This window comes from Pseudomonas sp. REB1044, from assembly GCF_038813925.1.
Lineage (GTDB): Bacteria > Pseudomonadota > Gammaproteobacteria > Pseudomonadales > Pseudomonadaceae > Aquipseudomonas > Aquipseudomonas boreofloridensis.
This window is the reverse complement of sequence record NZ_CP046139.1, coordinates 4,779,844-4,798,342: the sequence shown is the minus strand read 5'-3', so window position 1 is coordinate 4,798,342 and position 18,499 is coordinate 4,779,844. Positions and strand designations below refer to the sequence as shown.

The window sequence follows — 18,499 nt, the reverse complement described above, 5'->3', positions numbered from 1 at the left end:
ACGAAAGAGGGGCCGCAAAAGCGGCCCCTCTTTTTTACTGTCAGCCCTTGCGGGTCAGCAGTGCCGGACGCTCGCCCCGTGGGCGGCTCGGCATGTCTTCCAATTGCTCAGGCGTCGGGTAACGGTCGAGCTTGGATTCCTTGCGGATGATCACGGGCGCCGACTGCGATTCGCGCGGGTTACGCACGGCCGGTTCCTGGCGTGCGCTGTCTTCACGACGACCACGTCCCGGATTACCGTCACGACGCGCGCCACCGTTGTTGTTGCGAGGACGCTTGTCGCCTGCGCCCTGACCGCCTTGGCGCTGAGCACCGCCGCCGTTGTTGCTGCGCGGCTGACCGGAGCCTGCCCGCTGCTGGCCTTGGCCTTGCGCCTGTCCACCGCCGCCGGGACGGCGATTGCGGCCCTGGCCCTTGCCGTTCTGGTACGGGCTGACGTAGTCGGCGCGGTTACCAAAGTTGTCTACGTCATCGTCCAGGAACTCCTCCGGGTCGCGGTCGGCAGGCGCCTTGGGCGCGCTGGTCTGGCCCTGGCCGGCCTGCTGTTGACGAGGCTTGCGATTGTCGCGCGGCTTGCGCGGCTCCTGCTTCCTGGCCTGCGACTTGTCGGCAGAGGCGTCTTTGTCGGCAGGCTTCTCGGCGGCCTGGGACTTGGCCCGACCTTTATCCTTGCCTTTGTCCTTGCGGCCGCCGCTGCTGTCCTTGCTGCCTTCGCCACGCGGCTGATTGCGACCGCCGCGCCCGGCGTTCGGCTGGCGCTCGCGCACCTCGGGCTTCTCGGCTTCGACTTGCGAGGCATCGAAGCCCATCAGGTCGCCATCGGCGATCTTCTGCCGAGTGACGCGCTCGATGCTCTTGAGCAGCTTTTCCTCGTCCGGCGCGACCAGCGAGATCGCTTCACCGGAGCGACCGGCGCGGCCGGTACGGCCAATACGGTGGACGTAGTCTTCCTCGACGTTGGGCAGCTCGAAGTTGACCACGTGCGGCAACTGATCGATGTCCAGGCCGCGGGCGGCGATGTCGGTGGCGACCAGTACACGTACGGTATTGGCCTTGAAGTCGGCCAGGGCCTTGGTGCGGGCGTTCTGACTCTTGTTGCCGTGGATCGCGGCGGCGGTCAGGCCGTGCTTTTCCAGGTACTCGGCCAGACGGTTGGCGCCGTGCTTGGTACGGGTGAACACCAGCACCTGTTCCCAGGCACCGAGGGTGATCAAGTGCGCCAGCAGCGCGCGCTTGTGGCTGGCGGCCAGGCGATAGACGCGTTGCTCAATGCGCTCGACGGTGGTGTTCGGCGGCGTGACCTCGATGCGCTCGGGGTTGTGCAGCAGCTTGTCGGCCAGGTCGGTGATGTCTTTGGAGAAGGTGGCCGAGAACAGCAGGTTCTGGCGCTTGGCCGGCAGGCGGGCCAGCACCTTCTTGACGTCGTGGATGAAGCCCATGTCGAGCATGCGGTCAGCTTCATCGAGCACCAGGATTTCGACCTTCGACAGGTCGACGCTGCCTTGGCCGGCCAGGTCGAGCAGGCGGCCCGGGCAGGCGACCAGGACATCGACGCCCTTGGCCATGGCCTGGACTTGCGGGTTCATACCGACGCCGCCAAAGATGCAGGCGCTGACGAAATGCAGGTCGCGAGCGTAGAGCTTGAAACTGTCGTGGACTTGCGCCGCCAGTTCGCGGGTCGGGGTCAGGACCAGCACGCGCGGTTGGCGTGGGCCGTGACGCTGGGATTTGTCGGGATGGCCATCCGGGAACAGACGCTCGAGGATCGGCAGGGCGAAGCCACCGGTTTTACCAGTACCTGTCTGCGCGGCGACCATCAGGTCGCGACCTTGCAACACGGCGGGAATGGCCCGCTGTTGCACCGGGGTGGGCTGGGTGTAGCCCGCAGCCTCGATAGCGCGGACAAGTGCCTCGGAGAGACCGAGGGAAGCAAAGGACATGGGCAATCCTGTTCTCGTGTGGGCTGGGCCCTGTGGGATGTTCTGCCTGGCGCGACGGGCATCGGTGAGATGCGATCGCGTCCGGTCCAGCTGGGCTTACACTGCGCATCCGGGAGGCGGCGGGCGGGCACCTGAGGTGCGTCGCTGCTGGTCGAGATGCCTGTTGCGAGGCCGAGCGTCCGGGCGTGAGCCGGGCGGGAAGGCCCGAGTATAACAGAGCTAGCGCGGCGTGCTGCGATCGTGCTGCTCAACGGTGTCGAGAAAATCCTCGGCGGCCTGGGTGTAGCGGGCGGCGAGGGCGGCATACGCCGGTTCCTGCTTGAACCGCTGCAGCTCTTCGCTGAAGGCCTTGGCCAACGCTTCGCGGCCCGGTTTGCGTGCCAATCCGAGGAATTGCGGCTGGCGTTCGATCACCAGCGGCAGCTCCCGGACACTGTCCTGCAGGCCCAATTGCTGACGCAGATAGCGGCCGGCACGACGATCGGTAATGAGCAGATCGATACGCCCGAGCATCAGTTTGCCGAAGTTGGCTTCATGGGTGGGGGCGTCTTCGCGGTGCAGCCGCGTGCTGTCATCGAGCGCATTGCCATAGGTGTAGCCAGGTGAGGTGCCGATCCTGAGGCCTGCCAGGTCGTCCAGGCGCTGTACGGGATGCGGCCGGGCGTTGGCTTGGTAGAGCACGAACTCGACCGTCGACAGCGGCTCTGACGGGTAGATCAGATAGGATTCGCGCTCGCCGACGTGAAAGGTGTCCATGATGCCGTCGGCCAAGCCCTGCTCGACCATCGCCAGGCAGCGCTTCCAGGGCAGGAATTGCCAATCGACTTCGATACCCAGGCGTTTGAACACTTCGCTGACCACTTCGTGATCGATCCCGGCGGGTCGCCCGTACTGCCGATAGATGTACGGCGCCCAGTCGTCGCTGACCAGGCGCAACCGTTCGGCCTGGGCCAACGGGCTCAGGCAGGCGAGCAGCAGTAAGCAGACCAGACGGTTGAAGGCGGACATCAGGCGAGAGTACGCGGTCCCTACTGGCCTGGCCAGTAGGGACCGCTTCAGTCTTTGTGGGTGGCCAGCAAATGCTGTTCGACTTCTTTACGACGTGAGCCCAGCGTCAAGCGCAAGCCGGGCCGGCGCAGGCACCGACGCAACTGCTCAGGACCGAGGTGGCCATGTCGCTGATCCATATTCTCCCGCGCCTTGTCCCACCACGCCGTCGCACAGGCGCGATCAAACTCGTTGGCATAGGGGTAGCTGCCATACAGCAGTTCACGCGCGAATTGGCGTTGTTGGCTAGGCAAGGTCAAGCTCATGACCTTGTAGCTAAGGCGGTGCAGCAATGGTGGGCGTGGGAGTTGGTCGCTGACGTTCTGAATATCGGCCAATGCGGCATGGCTCAGTGGGTCGGCGCCGTGTTTGTGCAGCCAGGCCTGGATCTTGGCGCGGAATTGCTTTTTGTGGCTCCAGTAATGATGGATGACATCGGTGCATTCGCTGAGCTTCAGTGTGGAGGCAGCGACCACTGCCAAGCAGAACTCCTCGAGCGAATAAGCTTCGCGGGCCAGCGGGTAGCATTCATCCATCAAGGCAATGGAGCGGTCGAGAATGGCCGAGTCCTGGGCTGTCAGCCCGATTACCCCGGAGTTGACCAGTGGCATCCCGTCATCGGCCAAGCCTCGTTGCTGAAGCAGGCCGTGAAGCTTGGTATACAGCGGGCAGTGCGTGTTGTGGTCGTAGCGGCCACCGAAAGCGTTGCAGAGCAAAGTACCTGTCTCGACCCGATGCATCAGCGCGGCTGGGGAGGTTCGGAAAAAAGTATCCGTATCGATCAAAACCGCTTTCTTGTAGTGGTCCAACACTTGGCGAAGCGCCACGTGTTTGCTACGGAAATGGTAGCCATGGGGCTGGTTCCAGAGGTGGCGGGTCTGTTCGTCGAGCAGGTGCACGGTGACCGGAAGCAGTGCGTAGGGGCAGGATCATCCGTGAATACCTGGATTTGCAGTGCCTGGCCAGGAGTGTTGCGCAGATGGGCCAAGGCGCTGACGATACTGAAGCAGGCTTCCTGGTGGTAGGTGGTTGGCCCGAAGGCGAGATAGATCAGTTGAGGGATTTCGTAGTTAGAAAGTGACATCGAGCAGACCTGCCAGGCCCTGAGTTGAAAAGAGCTCCCATTGTAAGTTGGGAGCTCTAAGCTTTTCTTAAGATGGCGTTATCTTAGGATTTCAGCGCGGCAGTTTGAGGTTTTGCCACACCGCCAGGCTTGGCTCGGCCTGGTTCAGGGTATAGAAGTGCAGCCCCGGTGCGCCGCCTTGCAGCAACTCGTCGCACAGGGCGGTGATCACCTCTTCGCCGAAGGCCTGGATGCTGGCGCTGTCGTCGGCATAGGCTTCCAACTGCTTGCGAATCCAGCGCGGGATCTCGGCGCCGCAGGCGTCGGAAAAACGCGCCAGCTTGCTGTAGTTGGTGATCGGCATGATGCCCGGCACGATCGGGATGTCCACCCCCAACTTCTGGGCGCGCTCGACGAAATAGAAATAGCTGTCGGCGTTGAAGAAGTACTGGGTGATGGCGCTGTCGGCGCCGGCCTTGACCTTGCGCACGAAGTTGGCCAGATCGTCCTCGAAGTTGCGCGCCTGCGGGTGCATCTCGGGGTAGGCAGCCACTTCCAGGTGGAAGTGATCACCGATCTCTTGACGGATGAACTCGACCAAGTCGCTGGCGTGGCGCAGTTCGCCGCTGGCCATGCCCATGCCGGACGGCAGGTCGCCGCGCAGGGCGACGATGCGCTTGATCCCGGCCGCCTTGTACTCGGCAATCAGGGCGCGCAGCTCGGCCTTGGTGTCGCCGACGCACGACAGGTGCGGGGCGGCGGGAATCTTCACTTCGCTTTCCAGTTGCAGCACGGTGTTGAGCGTGCGGTCGCGGGTCGAGCCGCCGGCGCCGTAGGTGCAGGAAAAGAAGTCGGGGTTGTAGGTCGCCAATTGACGGGCGACGGCCATGAGCTTTTCATGGCCGGCGTCGGTCTTGGTCGGGAAGAACTCGAAGCTGTAACGGCGTTCTTGTGACATCTCTGGTTCCTCAGCTTCAAGCGTCGAGCTTCAAGCTGCAAGTAGACGCCAGTTCGGTGATGGCCGACCTGGCGTAGCATGATCAAGATCCAAGCACAGCAGCTTCACGCGGCAACCACGCGCGCCGCCCTTGCTTGCCGCTTGAAGCTCAAAGCTTGCCGCTTAGTAGCGGTAAGCGTCCGGCTTGAACGGACCTTCGACGGTCACGCCGATGTACTCGGCCTGCTGCGGCGTCAGTTGGGTGACCACGCCGCCGAAGCCGCGGACCATTTCCAGGGCCACTTCTTCGTCGAGCTTCTTGGGCAGCACTTCGACGGTCAGGCGCTGGGCCTTCTTCTCGGCGCTCAGGTCGGCGAACTTCTGCTCGAACAGGAAGATCTGCGCCAGCACCTGGTTGGCGAACGAGCCGTCCATGATCCGGCTCGGGTGGCCGGTGGCGTTGCCCAGGTTCACCAGACGGCCTTCGGCCAGCAGGATCAGGTAGTCGTCGTTCTGCGGATCGAAGGTGCCGGCGCCGGTGCGGTGGATCTTGTGCACCTGAGGCTTGACCTCTTCCCATGCCCAGTTCTTGCGCATGAAGGCGGTGTCGATCTCGTTGTCGAAGTGACCGATGTTGCAGACCACGGCGCGCTTCTTCAGGGCCTTGAGCATGTTGGCGTCGCACACGTTGACGTTACCGGTGGTGGTGACGATCAGGTCGATGCGGCCCAGCAGGTCTTTGTTGATACCGGCTTCGGTGCCAGTGTTGACACCATCCTTGAATGGCGAGACCACTTCGAAGCCGTCCATGCACGCCTGCATCGCGCAGATCGGGTCGACTTCGGTGACCTTGACGATCATGCCTTCCTGACGCAGCGACTGGGCCGAGCCCTTGCCCACGTCACCGTAGCCGATCACCAGGGCCTGCTTGCCCGACAGCAGGTGGTCGGTGCCGCGCTTGATGGCGTCGTTCAGGCTGTGACGGCAGCCGTACTTGTTGTCGTTCTTGCTCTTGGTGACCGAGTCGTTGACGTTGATCGCCGGGACTTTCAGCTCGCCCTTGGCCAGCATGTCCAGCAGGCGGTGCACGCCGGTGGTGGTCTCTTCGGTGACGCCGTGGATCTTGGCCAGCATGGCCGGGTATTTCTTGTGCAGGATTTCGGTCAGGTCACCGCCGTCGTCCAGCACCATGTTGGCGTCCCATGGCTGACCGTCCTTGAGGATGGTCTGCTCGATGCACCACTCGTATTCCTGCTCGGTCTCGCCTTTCCAGGCGAACACCGGGATGCCCGCAGCGGCGATGGCGGCAGCGGCCTGGTCCTGGGTGGAGAAGATGTTGCAGGACGACCAGCGCACTTCGGCGCCCAGCGCGACCAGGGTCTCGATGAGCACGGCGGTCTGGATGGTCATGTGGATGCAGCCGAGGATGCGTGCGCCCTTGAGCGGTTGCTCAGCCTGATACTTGCGGCGCAGGCCCATCAGCGCCGGCATTTCCGACTCGGCGATGATGACTTCCTTGCGGCCCCAGTCGGCCAGGGAAATGTCGGCGACCTTGAAATCGGAAAAACCAGCAGGCGTGTTTACAGCGCTCATGAAGAGCCTCCATTCGTAGTGTGCGAATGGGCGCCGTTGTGCGTTGAGCGTCCGCTGGAGCGGACAACGCCCCGTCCGAGCCTGACAGGAAGACCTGCTGCAGCGCCCCTCGGACGGGTGGCGGGATGACCACCGCAGCGGGTGGCCATTTGGAAACGGGCAGATTATAGCCGCGCCGATGTGACACACCCAAGACTTTCCGTCGATTAATCGAGACGATAGTCGATGCCCGGTGGAGGCCGGTGGGCCGCTCTGCCATCATGGTCGTCCGTCAGTCAGGCATCCGAGGAGTCGCCATGAATTTCCACACGCGCAAGTGGGTGAAGCCCGAAGACCTCAACCCCAACGGCACCCTGTTCGGTGGCAGCCTGCTGCGCTGGATCGACGAGGAAGCCGCGATCTACGCCATCGTGCAACTGGGCAACCAGCGCGTGGTGACCAAGTACATCTCCGAGATTAACTTCGTCAGCGCCTCGCGCCAGGGCGAGATCATCGAGCTGGGCATCACCGCCACCGAGTTCGGCCGCACCTCCATCACCCTCAAGTGCGAAGTGCGCAACAAGATCACCCGCAAGAGCATCCTCACCGTGGACCGCATGGTCTTCGTCAACCTGGGCGAAGATGGCCTGCCGGCGCCCCATGGGCAGACCCGCATCAAGTACATCGGCGACCAATTCCCGGACGCGGACGAACAATAACGCGCAGTGCGCGCTTCGCGGGGTGGCCGGCGAAGCGCGCTGAGCCGTGGTCAGGGCTGGGCGCTGACCCGGCGGACCACTTTGCCGACGGTCAAGCCCTGCACCAGGATCGACGACAGCACCACGATGTAGGTGATCGACAGCAGCAGGTCGCGTTCGTCGCCCATCGGCAGCGAGAGCGCCAGGGCCACCGAGACACCGCCGCGCAGACCGCCCCAGGTGAGCACGCGCACGGTGCCGCGCGGCACTTCGCGCCAGCGGCGCAGCAGCAGGATGGCCGGCGCCACGGTCAGCAGGCGCGAAGCCAGCACCGCCACTGCCAGCACGCCACCGGCGGCCAGGTGCATCCAGTTGAACGGCAGCAGCAGCAGCTCCAGGCCGATCAGGGCGAACAGCAGGGCGTTGAGCATGTCGTCGATCAGTTCCCAGAAACCGTCCATGTAGCGGCGGGTCATGTCGTTCATCGCCAGGTTGCGCCCCAGGTTGCCGATGATCAGACCGGCCACCACCATCGCGATCGGTGCCGACACGTGCAGCTCGTAGCACATGGCCGAGCCGCCGATCACCAGCGCCAGGGTCAGCATGACCTCCACCTGGTACTGCTCGATGCCCTTGATCATGCGGTAGGTGGCGTAGCCGATGAGGCCACCGAACACCACGCCGCCAATGGCTTCGCGGGCGAACAGCAAGGCGGTGTCGGCCACGCTCGGGGTCTCGCCCAGCTGGATGATGCCCAGCAGCACGGTGAACACCACCACCGCCGTGCCGTCGTTGAACAGCGATTCACCGACGATGGTGGTCTTCAGGGGTTTGGATGCGTTGGCCGTGCGCAGTGCGCCGAGCACGGCGATGGGGTCGGTCGGCGAGATCAGCGCGCCGAACAGCAGACAATAGATCAGCGGGACGTCCCAGCCGAACATCGCGAACACCCAGTGCGCCAGGTAGCCGATCACGAAGGTGGCGATCAGCACGCCGATGGTCGCCAGCAGGCCGATCGGCCAGCGGTAGCTGCGCAGGTCGCCCAGATTCACGTGGAGGGCGCCGGCGAACAGCAGGAACGACAGCATCCAGTGCATCAGCAGGTCGTTGAAGTCGATCTGGTTCATCAGGCTCTCGACGCGCTCCTCCAGACCCGGAAAGCCGATCAGGCTCAGGCCTTGCAGAATCAGCGAGAACAGCAGAGCCGTGACCATCACGCCGATGGCGGGCGGCAGGCCGATGAACCGGTAGTTGACGTAAGTGAGGAGGGTGGTGAGGCAGATGAACGCGGCGACTAATTCAAGCATCCTGAATCCTGTGACAGTGGCTTCCAAATCGTACCCGAAGGGTCCGTGCAGTTCTTTGATGACCTGATGCGCGTATCGGGACACACCTTATGACCAGAATTCTCAGCTTCGTTCCTGGATGGAACGCTTCGTCCGCCTCGCAGGGATGAGCAATGCCTGGCCGCAGAACCTTTCCCGGACGGCGTGATCCCAGTTGGCAAGCGGTGTCCGGCGCCCAGGCGGGCGATCGCGCTGCGACTTTCCCGAACCGAGGAGCCTGAACATGACCGTAGCCCTGTGGTGCATCCTTATCGCGCTGTTCCTACCGCCGCTGTGCGCGTTGATCGCCAAGGTGGCCAGCGGCCGCTTCGGCATGAGCGACAACCGCGACCCGCGTGCCTTCCTCGATACCCTCTCCGGGCTGCCGCGCAGGGCGCATGCCGCCCAGCAGAACGGCTACGAAGCCTTCCCCGCCTTCGCGGCGGCAGTGCTGGTGGCCGATGTCGTCGGCAACGCCGAGCAGGTGACCCAGGACGTGCTGGCCGTGATGTACATCACCAGCCGGTTGCTCTACATCATCTGCTACCTGGCCGATTGGGCGGCGTTGCGCTCGCTGGTGTGGTTCGCCGGGCTGGCGTTGATCGTGTCGTTCTTCGTGGTGTCGGTCTGAGCCTATTCCGGGCTTTCGGCGCGAGCGCGTCAGGGCCGCCAAGCGGCCCATCGCGGCCCTGAGGTGATCGCCTCAGTCAGGGCACCTTCGGCACATCCGGCAATGCTGCGCCCTTGGGCCAGAGCATCCAGATCTGCCCCTGCTGCTTCATGTTGCCCGCCAGTTCGCCCGCTTCAGGGCCGGTGCCCCAGAACAGGTCGGCGCGGACTTCACCGGTAATCGCGCCACCGGTGTCCTGGGCGCCCACCGGGCGTACCACGGGCGAGCCGTCCGGGCGGGTCGTGGAGAGCCACAGCAGACTGCCCAGGGGAATCACCTTGCGGTCGATGGCCACGCTGTAACCGGCCGTGAGCGGGACGTTCAGCGAACCGCGTGGGCCTTCGTTGCTGTCGGGGCCGGTGGCGAAGAACACATAGCTGGGGTTGCTCGCCAGCAGTTCCGGCACGCGTTGCGGATTGGCCTGGGCCCAGGCGTGGATGCTGCCCATGGTCACGTCTTCTTTCTTCAATTGCCCCTGTTCCACCAGCCAGCGCCCGATGGGCCGGTAGGGATGGCCATTCTGATCGGCGTAGCCCAGGCGCAGTTGCCGGCCATCTTCCAGTTGTACCCGGCCCGAGCCCTGGATCTGCAGGAACTGCAGGTCCATCGGGTCGGTCAGCCAGGCCAGTACCGGCGCCTTGGCGCCGTCGCGATAGATCACTTCGGCGGTGTCGTAGGGTTTGAGCACGCGTCCCTCGACCCGGCCGCGCAGGCGCTTGCCCTTGAGTTCCGGATACACGCTGGCCAGGTCGACGACGATCATGTCGTCCGGCGGGCCATAGACCGGCACGTTGGCCGTGGCCGAGCGCGTGAGGCTGCCTGGATAGACCGGCTCGTAGTAACCGGTGATCAGGCCGTTGGCATCGTTCTGCGCCGAGCGCAGGCCATAGACCTGCAGGTTCTGCTGGAGGAAGCTGCGCACCTGGGCCGGGTCTGCCGGGACTGAGGCGGCCGCGTCGCAGGTGGCGGCCCATACGGGGTCGCGGGTGAGTTTCTGGCAGCCATTGCGCCAGGCCTGGAAACCGGCCAGCAGGTCGGCGTCGCTGACGGCCGGCAGGTCCTTGAACTCGACGCTGCTGTAGGTGGCGATGGCGTGGGGCTCGGGTTTGGCTTTTTCACTGTCGCCGCCGTTGCAGCCGGCCAATAGGGCCAGGGCCGGAAGCACCCAGGCGAGTGGACGCAGAACAGTTTTCATAAGTGCGGTCCTGTGTGGGGCGAAGATGAATTTTCGCCCTTGTCTTTTGTGTGGCTATTGGTCTTTGTCCGATGGGCGACGATACTGCATGCCCGATTCCGTTGGCCGTAGAGACCGTGATGTACAAGCGATTGACCGTAGTGCTGCTCGCCACGCTGGCCCTGTGCGCCTGCGAGCGTGTCGACCCGAACTCGCCGCTGGGCCAGCGCAAGGCGATCTTCAAGGACATGCTCAAGACCAGCGAAGACCTGGGCGGCATGCTGCGCGGACGACTGCCGTTCGATGCGTCGAAGTTCGAGGCCGGTGCCGCGCGCCTCGATACCTTGGCCCATGCGCCGTGGCAGCACTTTCCGGCGGTGCGCGACGACGGCGACAGCAGCGCCCGGCCCGAGGTGTGGCAGCGTCAGGCACGCTTCGAGGCGCTGGCCCGCCAGCTTGAGGGCGAGACCGGCGAGCTGGTCGCCGCCAGCACCGGCCAGCGGCTGAACGCCGAGGTACTGAAAGCGCCGATGGACCGCGTCGAGGCAGCGTGCAAGGCCTGTCATACGGAGTTCCGCAACCACTGATCGGCAGCGCGTGGGGCGAGCCCGGCGCGCCACTCGGTCATCAGCGCTCGAGTTCGTCCACCGCTTCCTGCAGTTCCTTCTTCGATTCGGCGAGCTTTTCCTTGCGCTTGTTGATCTTCTCCGGGTCGCCCTTCTTCATGGCCTTGTCCAGGTCCTTGGTGCGCTGGCTGACCTCGTGGCGAGCGTCGAGCACCCTCTGCTCACGCTCCTTGCGCAGGCTGCTGTCGGTGCAGTTGGCAGTGACTTCGCTCAGCGCTTTCTCCAGGCCGGCGGCCTGGTCGCTGTTGTTGTGCGCGCGGGCTTCGCTGAGTTGCTGCTCGATGGCGCTGCGTTTGGCGGCGCAGCCGGTCAGGCCGGCATCGGGTTGAGCCGCCTGCAGCGGGCCGGCGGCCAGGCCGACGACTGCCAGCAGGGCGAGCGTGGAAACTGATTTCATGAACGAGGGCCTCTTTACAGGGCGGGACGACAAAGACGAAATCCTGCCCGGATTTTGCCCATTTGGAAACCGTGGTGACCTGATTGACCTCAAGAGGGAGAAAGTCCCTACGGTTTTGTGCGATCAGGTATGAAAAAGCCCCTGCCAATCGCTCGGCAGGGGCTTGCGGGTTCGACGCCAGATGGCCTTACAGGCCGGCGGCGTCGCGCAGGGCGGCAGCGCGGTCGGTGCGTTCCCAGGTGAAGGTGGTGAAGGTGTCGTCGCCGACGGTCTTTTGCTGCGGCTCACGGCCGAAGTGACCGTAGGCGGCGGTTTCCTGGTACATCGGGTGGAGCAGGTCGAGCATCTTGGTGATGGCGTACGGACGCAGGTCGAAGCACTCGCGCACCAGTTGCACGATCTTCTCGTCGGAGACCTTGCCGGTGCCGAAGGTGTTGATCGAAATGGAGGTCGGCTGGGCCACGCCGATGGCGTAGGACACCTGGATCTCGCAACGCTCGGCCAGGCCCGCGGCGACGATGTTCTTGGCCACGTAGCGGCCGGCGTAGGCGGCGGAACGGTCGACCTTGGACGGGTCCTTGCCGGAGAATGCGCCGCCGCCGTGACGGGCCATGCCGCCGTAGGAGTCGACGATGATCTTGCGGCCGGTCAGGCCGCAGTCGCCCACCGGGCCACCGATGATGAAGTTGCCGGTCGGGTTGATGTGGAACTGGGTGCCTTTGTGCAGCAGTTCGGCCGGCAAGGTGTGCTTGACGATCAGTTCCATCACCGCTTCCTGCAGGTCTTTCTGCGACACTTCGGGGTTGTGCTGGGTCGACAGCACCACCGCGTCGATGCCCACTACCTTGCCGTTTTCGTAGCGGCAGGTGACCTGCGATTTGGCGTCCGGGCGCAGCCACGGCAGCAGCTTGGACTTGCGCGCTTCGGCCTGGCGCTCGACCAGACGGTGCGAGAAGCAGATGGGCGCCGGCATCAGCACGTCGGTTTCGTTGCTGGCGTAGCCGAACATCAGGCCTTGGTCGCCAGCGCCCTGGTCTTCCGGCTTGGAACGATCGACGCCCTGGGCGATGTCCACCGACTGCTTGCCGATGATGTTCATCACGGCGCAGGTGGCGCCGTCGAAGCCGACGTCGGAGCTGTTGTAGCCGATGTCGATGATGACCTTGCGCACCAGCTCTTCCAGGTCGACCCAGGCCGAGGTGGTGACTTCGCCGGCGATGATCGCCACGCCGGTCTTGACCAGGGTTTCACAGGCCACGCGGGCGTACTTGTCCTGGGCGATGATCGCGTCCAGGACGGCATCGGAAATCTGGTCGGCGATCTTGTCCGGATGCCCTTCGGACACGGACTCGGAGGTGAAAAGGGAGTATTCGCTCATCTCGAAGGGTTCCTAAAATGTACCGATGTGTGTGTTGCCAGCGGCCCGCTGGAAATGCCGGACCTGGATCTGGAAACCGTTACGCAAGCCCACATAGAGGCTGTCGCCGGGGGTGAGCCCGGCCAAGGTGGCCCAACGGGCCAGATCGTCCTGCTCGAAGCCCAGCCACAGGTCGCCGCAGGCTTCGCGGGCCCACGCCTGATCGTGACTGCACAAGTCGGTGACCAGCAGGCTGCCGCCGGCCTTCACCCGTGCGGCCAACTGGCGCAGCGCCTGGGCCGGGTCGGGGAAATGGTGCAGCACCATGTTCAGCACCACGCAGTCAGCCTGCACGTCCGCAGCGCCGAGGGCGTCGGCCAGGTGCAGGGTGACGTTGTCCAGCGCCTCGCGCTCGCACACCTGGCGGGCCAGCTCGAGCATGGTCGGGCTGTTGTCCAGTGCCGTGACGTGGGCGAAGCGCCGGGCCAGGTCGGGCAGGAAACCGCCGTCGCCGGGGCCGACCTCCAGGGCGCTGGTGTGGGCGCCGAAGTGCAGCTTGTCGAGCAGGGCCAGCAGGCTTTCCCGGTATTGCGGCAAGCCGGCGATCAAGTCCTGCTGGGCACGGAATTTCTCTTCGACGCGCAGGAAAAAGTCCTGGCTGGTGGCCGCGCGACGCTGCTGCACCTGGGCGATGCGGGCCTGCACCTCCTGGGCCAACGCCAGGCCATCGACTTCTTCGAGCAGCGCTGAATGTAGGCGCCCGCCCAAGCGCTGGCTGTCCGGCAGGGCGCGGCGATAGAAGATGGCATTGCCCTCACGGCGGGTGGCCACCAGGTCGGCCTGGGCCAGCACCTTGAGGTGATGGCTCATGCCCGACTGGCCGATATCGAAGATCTGCGCCAGCTCCAGCACGCCGAAGGAGTCGCTGGCCAGCGCGCGCAGCACGTTCAGGCGCAGCGGATCGCCGCCGGCCTTGCACAGGGCGGTCAGCTCGTCGCTGCGGTGAGAGGTGATGGGCGCTTGAAGATTCATGGAGCGGGAGTCTAGACAGCCAACCGTGCCCCCGCAAGGCCAATATCAAAAAGTTTTGATATTGGGCGGCCGTTCGCCGCCAGCGGCAAGCCTCGAGCTTCAGGCGGCACGTCCGAAGCGGTCCGTAAGGGGGGAACCGGCGTCTTGCCGCTTCAAACTTGCCGCTTGAAGCTCGAAATGTTTGCCCCTGGCCGCACAGTGGGGGAAAATGGTCGTCTTTTTCCCGTTTCACCACTTCTTCAAGCCTCAGGAGACCTGCGATGCCCAGCCGTCGTGATCGTGCCAACGCCATTCGTGCCCTCAGCATGGATGCCGTGCAAAAGGCCAACAGCGGCCACCCCGGTGCCCCCATGGGCATGGCGGATATCGCCGAAGTGCTTTGGCGCGACTACCTCAAGCACAACCCGAGCAACCCCAGCTTCGCCGACCGCGACCGCTTCGTGCTGTCCAACGGCCATGGCTCGATGCTGATCTACTCACTGCTGCACCTGAGCGGCTACGACCTGTCCATCGACGACCTCAAGGGCTTCCGCCAACTGCACAGCCGTACTCCAGGTCACCCGGAATATGGCTATACCCCAGGCGTGGAGACCACCACCGGTCCGCTCGGCCAGGGCATCGCCAACGCCGTGGGCTTCGCCCTGGCAGAGAAGATCATGGCGGCGCAGTTCAACCGTGAAGGCCACGACATCGTCGACCACCACACCTATGTGTTCATGGGCGATGGCTGCATGATGGAAGGTATTTCCCACGAAGTCGCCTCCCTGGCCGGCACCCTGGGCCTGAACAAGCTGATCGCCTTCTACGACGACAACGGCATTTCCATCGACGGCGAAGTGCACGGCTGGTTCACCGACAACACCCCGGCGCGTTTCGAAGCCTACAACTGGCAGGTGATTCGCAACGTCAACGGCCACGATGCCGAAGAGATCAAGACCGCCATCGAGACGGCGCGCAAGAGCGACCGTCCGACGCTGATCTGCTGCAAGACCATCATCGGCTTCGGTTCGCCGAACAAGCAGGGCAAGGAAGACTGCCACGGCGCCCCGCTGGGCAACGACGAAATCGCCCTGGCGCGCAAGGAACTGAACTGGAACTACGGTCCGTTCGAGATTCCGGCCGACATCTACGCCGAATGGAACGCCAAGGACGCCGGTGCCAAGGCCGAAGCCGAGTGGAACCAGCGCTTCGAGGCCTACGCCAAGGCCTTCCCGGAACTGGCCGCCGAGTTCAAGCGCCGCAGCGCCGGTGAGTTGCCTGCCGACTTCAGCCAGAAGGCTCAGCAGTACATCGAGGAAGTGGCTGCCAAGGGTGAGACCATCGCCAGCCGCAAGGCCAGCCAGAACACCCTGAACGCCTTCGGTCCGCTGCTGCCTGAACTGCTCGGCGGTTCGGCCGACCTGGCCGGCTCCAACCTTACCCTGTGGAAGGGCTGCAAGGGCGTCGATGCCGTCGATGCCAGCGGCAACTACGTGTTCTACGGCGTGCGCGAGTTCGGCATGACCGCCATCATGAACGGCCTGGCCCTGCACGGCGGCCTGGTGCCCTACGGCGCCACCTTCCTGATGTTCATGGAGTACGCCCGCAACGCGGTGCGCATGTCGGCGCTGATGAAGCAGCGTGTGGTGCATGTGTACACCCACGACTCCATCGGCCTGGGCGAAGACGGCCCGACCCACCAGCCGGTCGAGCAACTGACCAGCCTGCGCAGCACGCCGAACCTGGACACCTGGCGTCCGGGCGATGCGGTCGAGTCGGCCGTGGCCTGGAAAGCCGCGCTGGAGCGCAACGACGGTCCGTCCGCGCTGATCTTCTCCCGGCAGAACCTGCAGCATCAGCCGCGCAGCGCCCAGCAGATCGCTGACATCGCGCGTGGCGGCTACGTGCTCAAGGACTGCGCCGGCGAGCCGGAACTGATCCTCATCGCCACCGGCTCGGAAGTGGGTCTGGCCGTTCAGGCCTTCGACGCGCTCAGCGAGCAGGGCCGCAAGGTCCGCGTGGTGTCGATGCCGAGCACCAGCGTGTTCGACGCCCAGGACGCCGCCTACAAGCAATCGGTGCTGCCGCTGGAAGTCGGTGCGCGCATCGCCATCGAAGCGGCCCATGCCGACTTCTGGTACAAGTACGTCGGCCTCGAAGGTCGCGTCATCGGCATGACCACCTACGGCGAGTCGGCCCCGGCCTCCGCGCTGTTCGAGGAGTTCGGCTTCACCCTGGAGAACATCCTGGGCACCGCCGAAGAGCTGCTGGAAGACTGATTCATGCCGGGCGAGGCGAGGGCGATGCCCTCGTCTCGCGACACAAGGCCGCTTCGACAAGGCACTGCTTGCACCGTGCCCTGTGGAAGCGGCCTTGTGCCGCGCTGGGCCGCATCGCGGCCCCGATGGCCATCCTGCATTAGCGAGTCGCGAATGACCCACGATCGTCCCTACAAAGTTGCACTCAACGGTTACGGCCGCATCGGCCGTTGTGTCCTGCGCGCTCTGTTCGAGCGAGGGGCGAAGGCCGGCTTCGAGATCGTCGCGCTGAACGACCTGGCCGATCAGGCCAGCCTGGAATACCTGACCCGCTTCGACTCCACCCATGGCCGCTTCCCCGGCGAGGTGAAGGTCGATGGCGATTGTCTGCACATCAACGGCGACTGCGTGAAAGTCATGCGCAGTGCCACTCCCGAAGGCATCGACTGGGCGGCACTGGACGTGGACCTGGTGCTCGAATGCTCCGGCGCTTACCACAGCCGAGTCGACGGCCAGCGTTTTCTCCAGGCCGGGGCGCCGCGCGTGCTGTTCTCCCAGCCCATGGCCAGCGAGGCGGATGTCGATGCCACCGTGGTCTACGGCATCAATCAGCACTGCCTGACCGGTCACGAACGCCTGGTCTCCAACGCCTCCTGCACCACCAACTGCGGCGTGCCGCTGCTTCGGGTGCTGGATCAGGCCTTCGGCATCGACTACGTGCAGATCACCACCATCCACTCGGCGATGAACGACCAGCCGGTGATCGATGCCTACCACCACGAAGACCTGCGCCGCACCCGCTCGGCGTTCCAGTCGGTGATCCCGGTGTCCACCGGGCTGGCACGCGGCATCGAGCGCCTGCTGCCGGAACTTGCCGGGCGAATCCAGGCCAAAGCGGTACGCGTGCCGACCGTCAACGTGTCGTGCCTGGACATCACCCTGCTGACCGCTCGCGACACCAGCGCCGCCGAGGTCAACCGGGTGCTGCGCGAGGCCGCACTGGACGGTCCGCTCAAAGGCCTGCTGGCCTACACCGAGCTGCCCCACGCCAGCTGTGATTTCAACCATGATCCGCATTCGGCCATCGTCGATGCCAGCCAGACTCGCGTCAGCGGCCCTCGGCTCGTCAACCTGCTGGCCTGGTTCGACAACGAATGGGGATTCGCCAACCGTATGCTCGACGTCGCGGGGCACTACCTGCACGTCGTCCACCAAACCGCCGCAAACAGCCCTGAAGGACTGCATTCATGACCGTGTTGAAGATGACCGACCTCGACCTGCAAGGTAAACGCGTACTGATCCGCGAAGACCTCAACGTGCCTGTGAAGGACGGTGTGGTTACCAGCGATGCGCGTATCCAGGCTGCGTTGCCGACCATCAAGCTGGCCCTGGAGAAGGGCGCGGCGCTGATGGTCTGCTCGCACCTCGGGCGCCCGAGCGAAGGCGAGTTCTCCCGGGAAAACAGCCTCAAGCCGGTGGCCGAATACCTGAGCAAGGCCCTGGGCCGCGACGTACCGCTGGTGGCCGACTACCTCGACGGCGTCGAGATCAAGGCCGGTGAGGTGGTGCTGTTCGAGAATGTGCGCTTCAACAAGGGCGAGAAAAAGAACGCCGACGAGCTGGCGCAGAAGTACGCGGCCCTGTGCGATGTATTCGTGATGGACGCGTTCGGCACCGCCCACCGCGCAGAAGGTTCCACCCATGGTGTGGCCAAGTTCGCCAAGGTTGCGGCGGCCGGCCCGCTGCTGGCTGCAGAGCTCGATGCCCTGGGCAAGGCGCTGAAGGCGCCGGCCAAGCCGATGGCGGCCATCGTCGCCGGTTCCAAGGTTTCGACCAAGCTCGATGTGCTCAACAGCCTGTCCGGCGTGTGCGACCAACTGATCGTCGGTGGCGGCATCGCCAATACCTTCCTCGCTGCCGCCGGTCACCCGGTTGGCAAGTCGTTGTACGAACCTGACCTGGTCGATACCGCCAAGGCCATCGCCGCCAAGGTCAGCGTGCCGCTGCCGGTGGACGTGGTGGTGGCCAAGGAATTCGCCGAGAGCGCCGAAGCCACGGTCAAGGCCATCGCCGACGTGGCGGACGACGACATGATTCTCGACATCGGCCCGCAAACCGCTGCCCAGTTCGCCGAGCTGCTGAAGTCGTCGAAGACCATCTTGTGGAACGGTCCGGTCGGGGTGTTCGAATTCGACCAGTTCGGCAACGGCACCAAAGTGCTGGCCAAGGCCATCGCCGACAGCGCAGCGTTCTCCATCGCCGGCGGTGGCGACACCCTGGCGGCCATCGACAAATATGGCGTCGGTGCCGATATCTCCTACATTTCCACCGGTGGCGGTGCTTTCCTCGAGTTCGTCGAGGGCAAGGTACTGCCTGCGGTGGCCGTGCTCGAAGAGCGGGCCAAGGGCTGATCGGCGATGGCGCC

General features: G+C 64.5%; 15 protein-coding genes, 1 pseudogene and 1 riboswitch. Of the genes and pseudogenes, 6 read left to right on the top strand and 10 right to left on the bottom strand.

The window, feature by feature from the left end:
- Positions 1–40: 40 nt before the first annotated feature.
- From GKC70_RS21760 to ahcY, 5 genes and pseudogenes are all read right to left on the bottom strand, one after another.
- A complete protein-coding gene (locus tag GKC70_RS21760; RefSeq protein ID WP_342649898.1) occupies positions 41–1,939 on the bottom strand; it encodes a DEAD/DEAH box helicase in 1,899 nt (632 codons plus the stop codon).
- 219 nt (positions 1,940–2,158) lie between these two features.
- Positions 2,159–2,947, bottom strand: a complete 789-nt coding sequence (locus tag GKC70_RS21755; RefSeq protein WP_342649897.1) for a transporter substrate-binding domain-containing protein — start codon at positions 2,945–2,947, stop codon at positions 2,159–2,161.
- Between the two features lie 47 nt (positions 2,948–2,994).
- Positions 2,995–4,070 (bottom strand): annotated as a pseudogene (locus GKC70_RS21750) (hypothetical protein).
- Between the two features lie 91 nt (positions 4,071–4,161).
- Positions 4,162–5,007 (bottom strand): methylenetetrahydrofolate reductase [NAD(P)H], encoded by an 846-nt coding sequence (metF, locus tag GKC70_RS21745; protein ID WP_342649896.1) that lies wholly within the window; start codon positions 5,005–5,007, stop codon positions 4,162–4,164.
- Between the two features lie 162 nt (positions 5,008–5,169).
- Positions 5,170–6,579, bottom strand: a complete 1,410-nt coding sequence (ahcY, locus tag GKC70_RS21740; RefSeq protein WP_342649895.1) for an adenosylhomocysteinase — start codon at positions 6,577–6,579, stop codon at positions 5,170–5,172.
- 21 nt (positions 6,580–6,600) lie between these two features.
- A riboswitch (S-adenosyl-L-homocysteine riboswitch) is annotated at positions 6,601–6,696 on the bottom strand.
- A 179-nt stretch (positions 6,697–6,875) separates the two neighbouring features.
- Here ahcY and GKC70_RS21735 point away from each other — a divergent pair.
- The gene (locus tag GKC70_RS21735) at positions 6,876–7,277 is read left to right on the top strand and encodes a hotdog domain-containing protein (RefSeq protein ID WP_029614545.1); all 402 of its coding nucleotides are present in this window, start codon (positions 6,876–6,878) and stop codon (positions 7,275–7,277) included.
- A 50-nt stretch (positions 7,278–7,327) separates the two neighbouring features.
- Here GKC70_RS21735 and GKC70_RS21730 read toward each other — a convergent pair whose 3' ends face one another.
- The gene (locus GKC70_RS21730) at positions 7,328–8,563 is read right to left on the bottom strand and encodes a sodium:proton antiporter (RefSeq protein ID WP_029614544.1); all 1,236 of its coding nucleotides are present in this window, start codon (positions 8,561–8,563) and stop codon (positions 7,328–7,330) included.
- A 262-nt stretch (positions 8,564–8,825) separates the two neighbouring features.
- On the opposite strand from GKC70_RS21730, the gene GKC70_RS21725 reads away from it, so the two are divergent.
- On the top strand, positions 8,826–9,212 hold the full coding sequence (locus GKC70_RS21725; RefSeq protein WP_342649894.1) for an MAPEG family protein: 387 nt from the start codon (positions 8,826–8,828) through the stop codon (positions 9,210–9,212).
- 76 nt (positions 9,213–9,288) lie between these two features.
- On the opposite strand, the gene GKC70_RS21720 is transcribed toward GKC70_RS21725, so the two are convergent.
- Positions 9,289–10,446 carry a murein transglycosylase A gene (locus GKC70_RS21720; protein ID WP_342649893.1) on the bottom strand — a complete coding sequence of 386 codons (1,158 nt, stop codon included), beginning with the start codon at positions 10,444–10,446 and terminating at the stop codon, positions 9,289–9,291.
- Between the two features lie 119 nt (positions 10,447–10,565).
- Here GKC70_RS21720 and GKC70_RS21715 point away from each other — a divergent pair, with 119 nt between their 5' ends.
- On the top strand, positions 10,566–11,012 hold the full coding sequence (locus tag GKC70_RS21715; protein ID WP_342649892.1) for a cytochrome c: 447 nt from the start codon (positions 10,566–10,568) through the stop codon (positions 11,010–11,012).
- 40 nt (positions 11,013–11,052) lie between these two features.
- Here the strand turns inward: GKC70_RS21715 and GKC70_RS21710 are convergent, their stop codons facing one another.
- The 3 genes from GKC70_RS21710 to GKC70_RS21700 form a co-directional block, all read right to left on the bottom strand.
- Positions 11,053–11,448 (bottom strand): DUF1090 domain-containing protein, encoded by a 396-nt coding sequence (locus GKC70_RS21710; protein ID WP_342649891.1) that lies wholly within the window; start codon positions 11,446–11,448, stop codon positions 11,053–11,055.
- A 187-nt stretch (positions 11,449–11,635) separates the two neighbouring features.
- A complete protein-coding gene (metK, locus tag GKC70_RS21705; protein WP_029614541.1) occupies positions 11,636–12,826 on the bottom strand; it encodes a methionine adenosyltransferase in 1,191 nt (396 codons plus the stop codon).
- Positions 12,827–12,838: 12 nt separating this feature from the next.
- Positions 12,839–13,837, bottom strand: a complete 999-nt coding sequence (locus GKC70_RS21700) for a metalloregulator ArsR/SmtB family transcription factor (RefSeq protein ID WP_116887424.1) — start codon at positions 13,835–13,837, stop codon at positions 12,839–12,841.
- Between the two features lie 260 nt (positions 13,838–14,097).
- Between GKC70_RS21700 and tkt the strand changes: the two genes are divergently transcribed.
- From tkt to GKC70_RS21685, 3 genes are all read left to right on the top strand, one after another.
- Complete coding sequence (tkt, locus tag GKC70_RS21695) at positions 14,098–16,095, top strand: transketolase (protein ID WP_342649890.1); 1,998 nt, start codon at positions 14,098–14,100, stop codon at positions 16,093–16,095.
- A gap of 153 nt (positions 16,096–16,248) precedes the next feature.
- Positions 16,249–17,325 carry an erythrose-4-phosphate dehydrogenase gene (gene epd, locus GKC70_RS21690; protein ID WP_039582772.1) on the top strand — a complete coding sequence of 359 codons (1,077 nt, stop codon included), beginning with the start codon at positions 16,249–16,251 and terminating at the stop codon, positions 17,323–17,325.
- Positions 17,322–18,485, top strand: coding sequence for a phosphoglycerate kinase (locus GKC70_RS21685; RefSeq protein ID WP_342649889.1), 1,164 nt, complete (start codon positions 17,322–17,324; stop codon positions 18,483–18,485). Before epd ends, GKC70_RS21685 begins: the two co-directional genes overlap by 4 nt.
- The last annotated feature ends 14 nt before the right edge of the window (positions 18,486–18,499 follow it).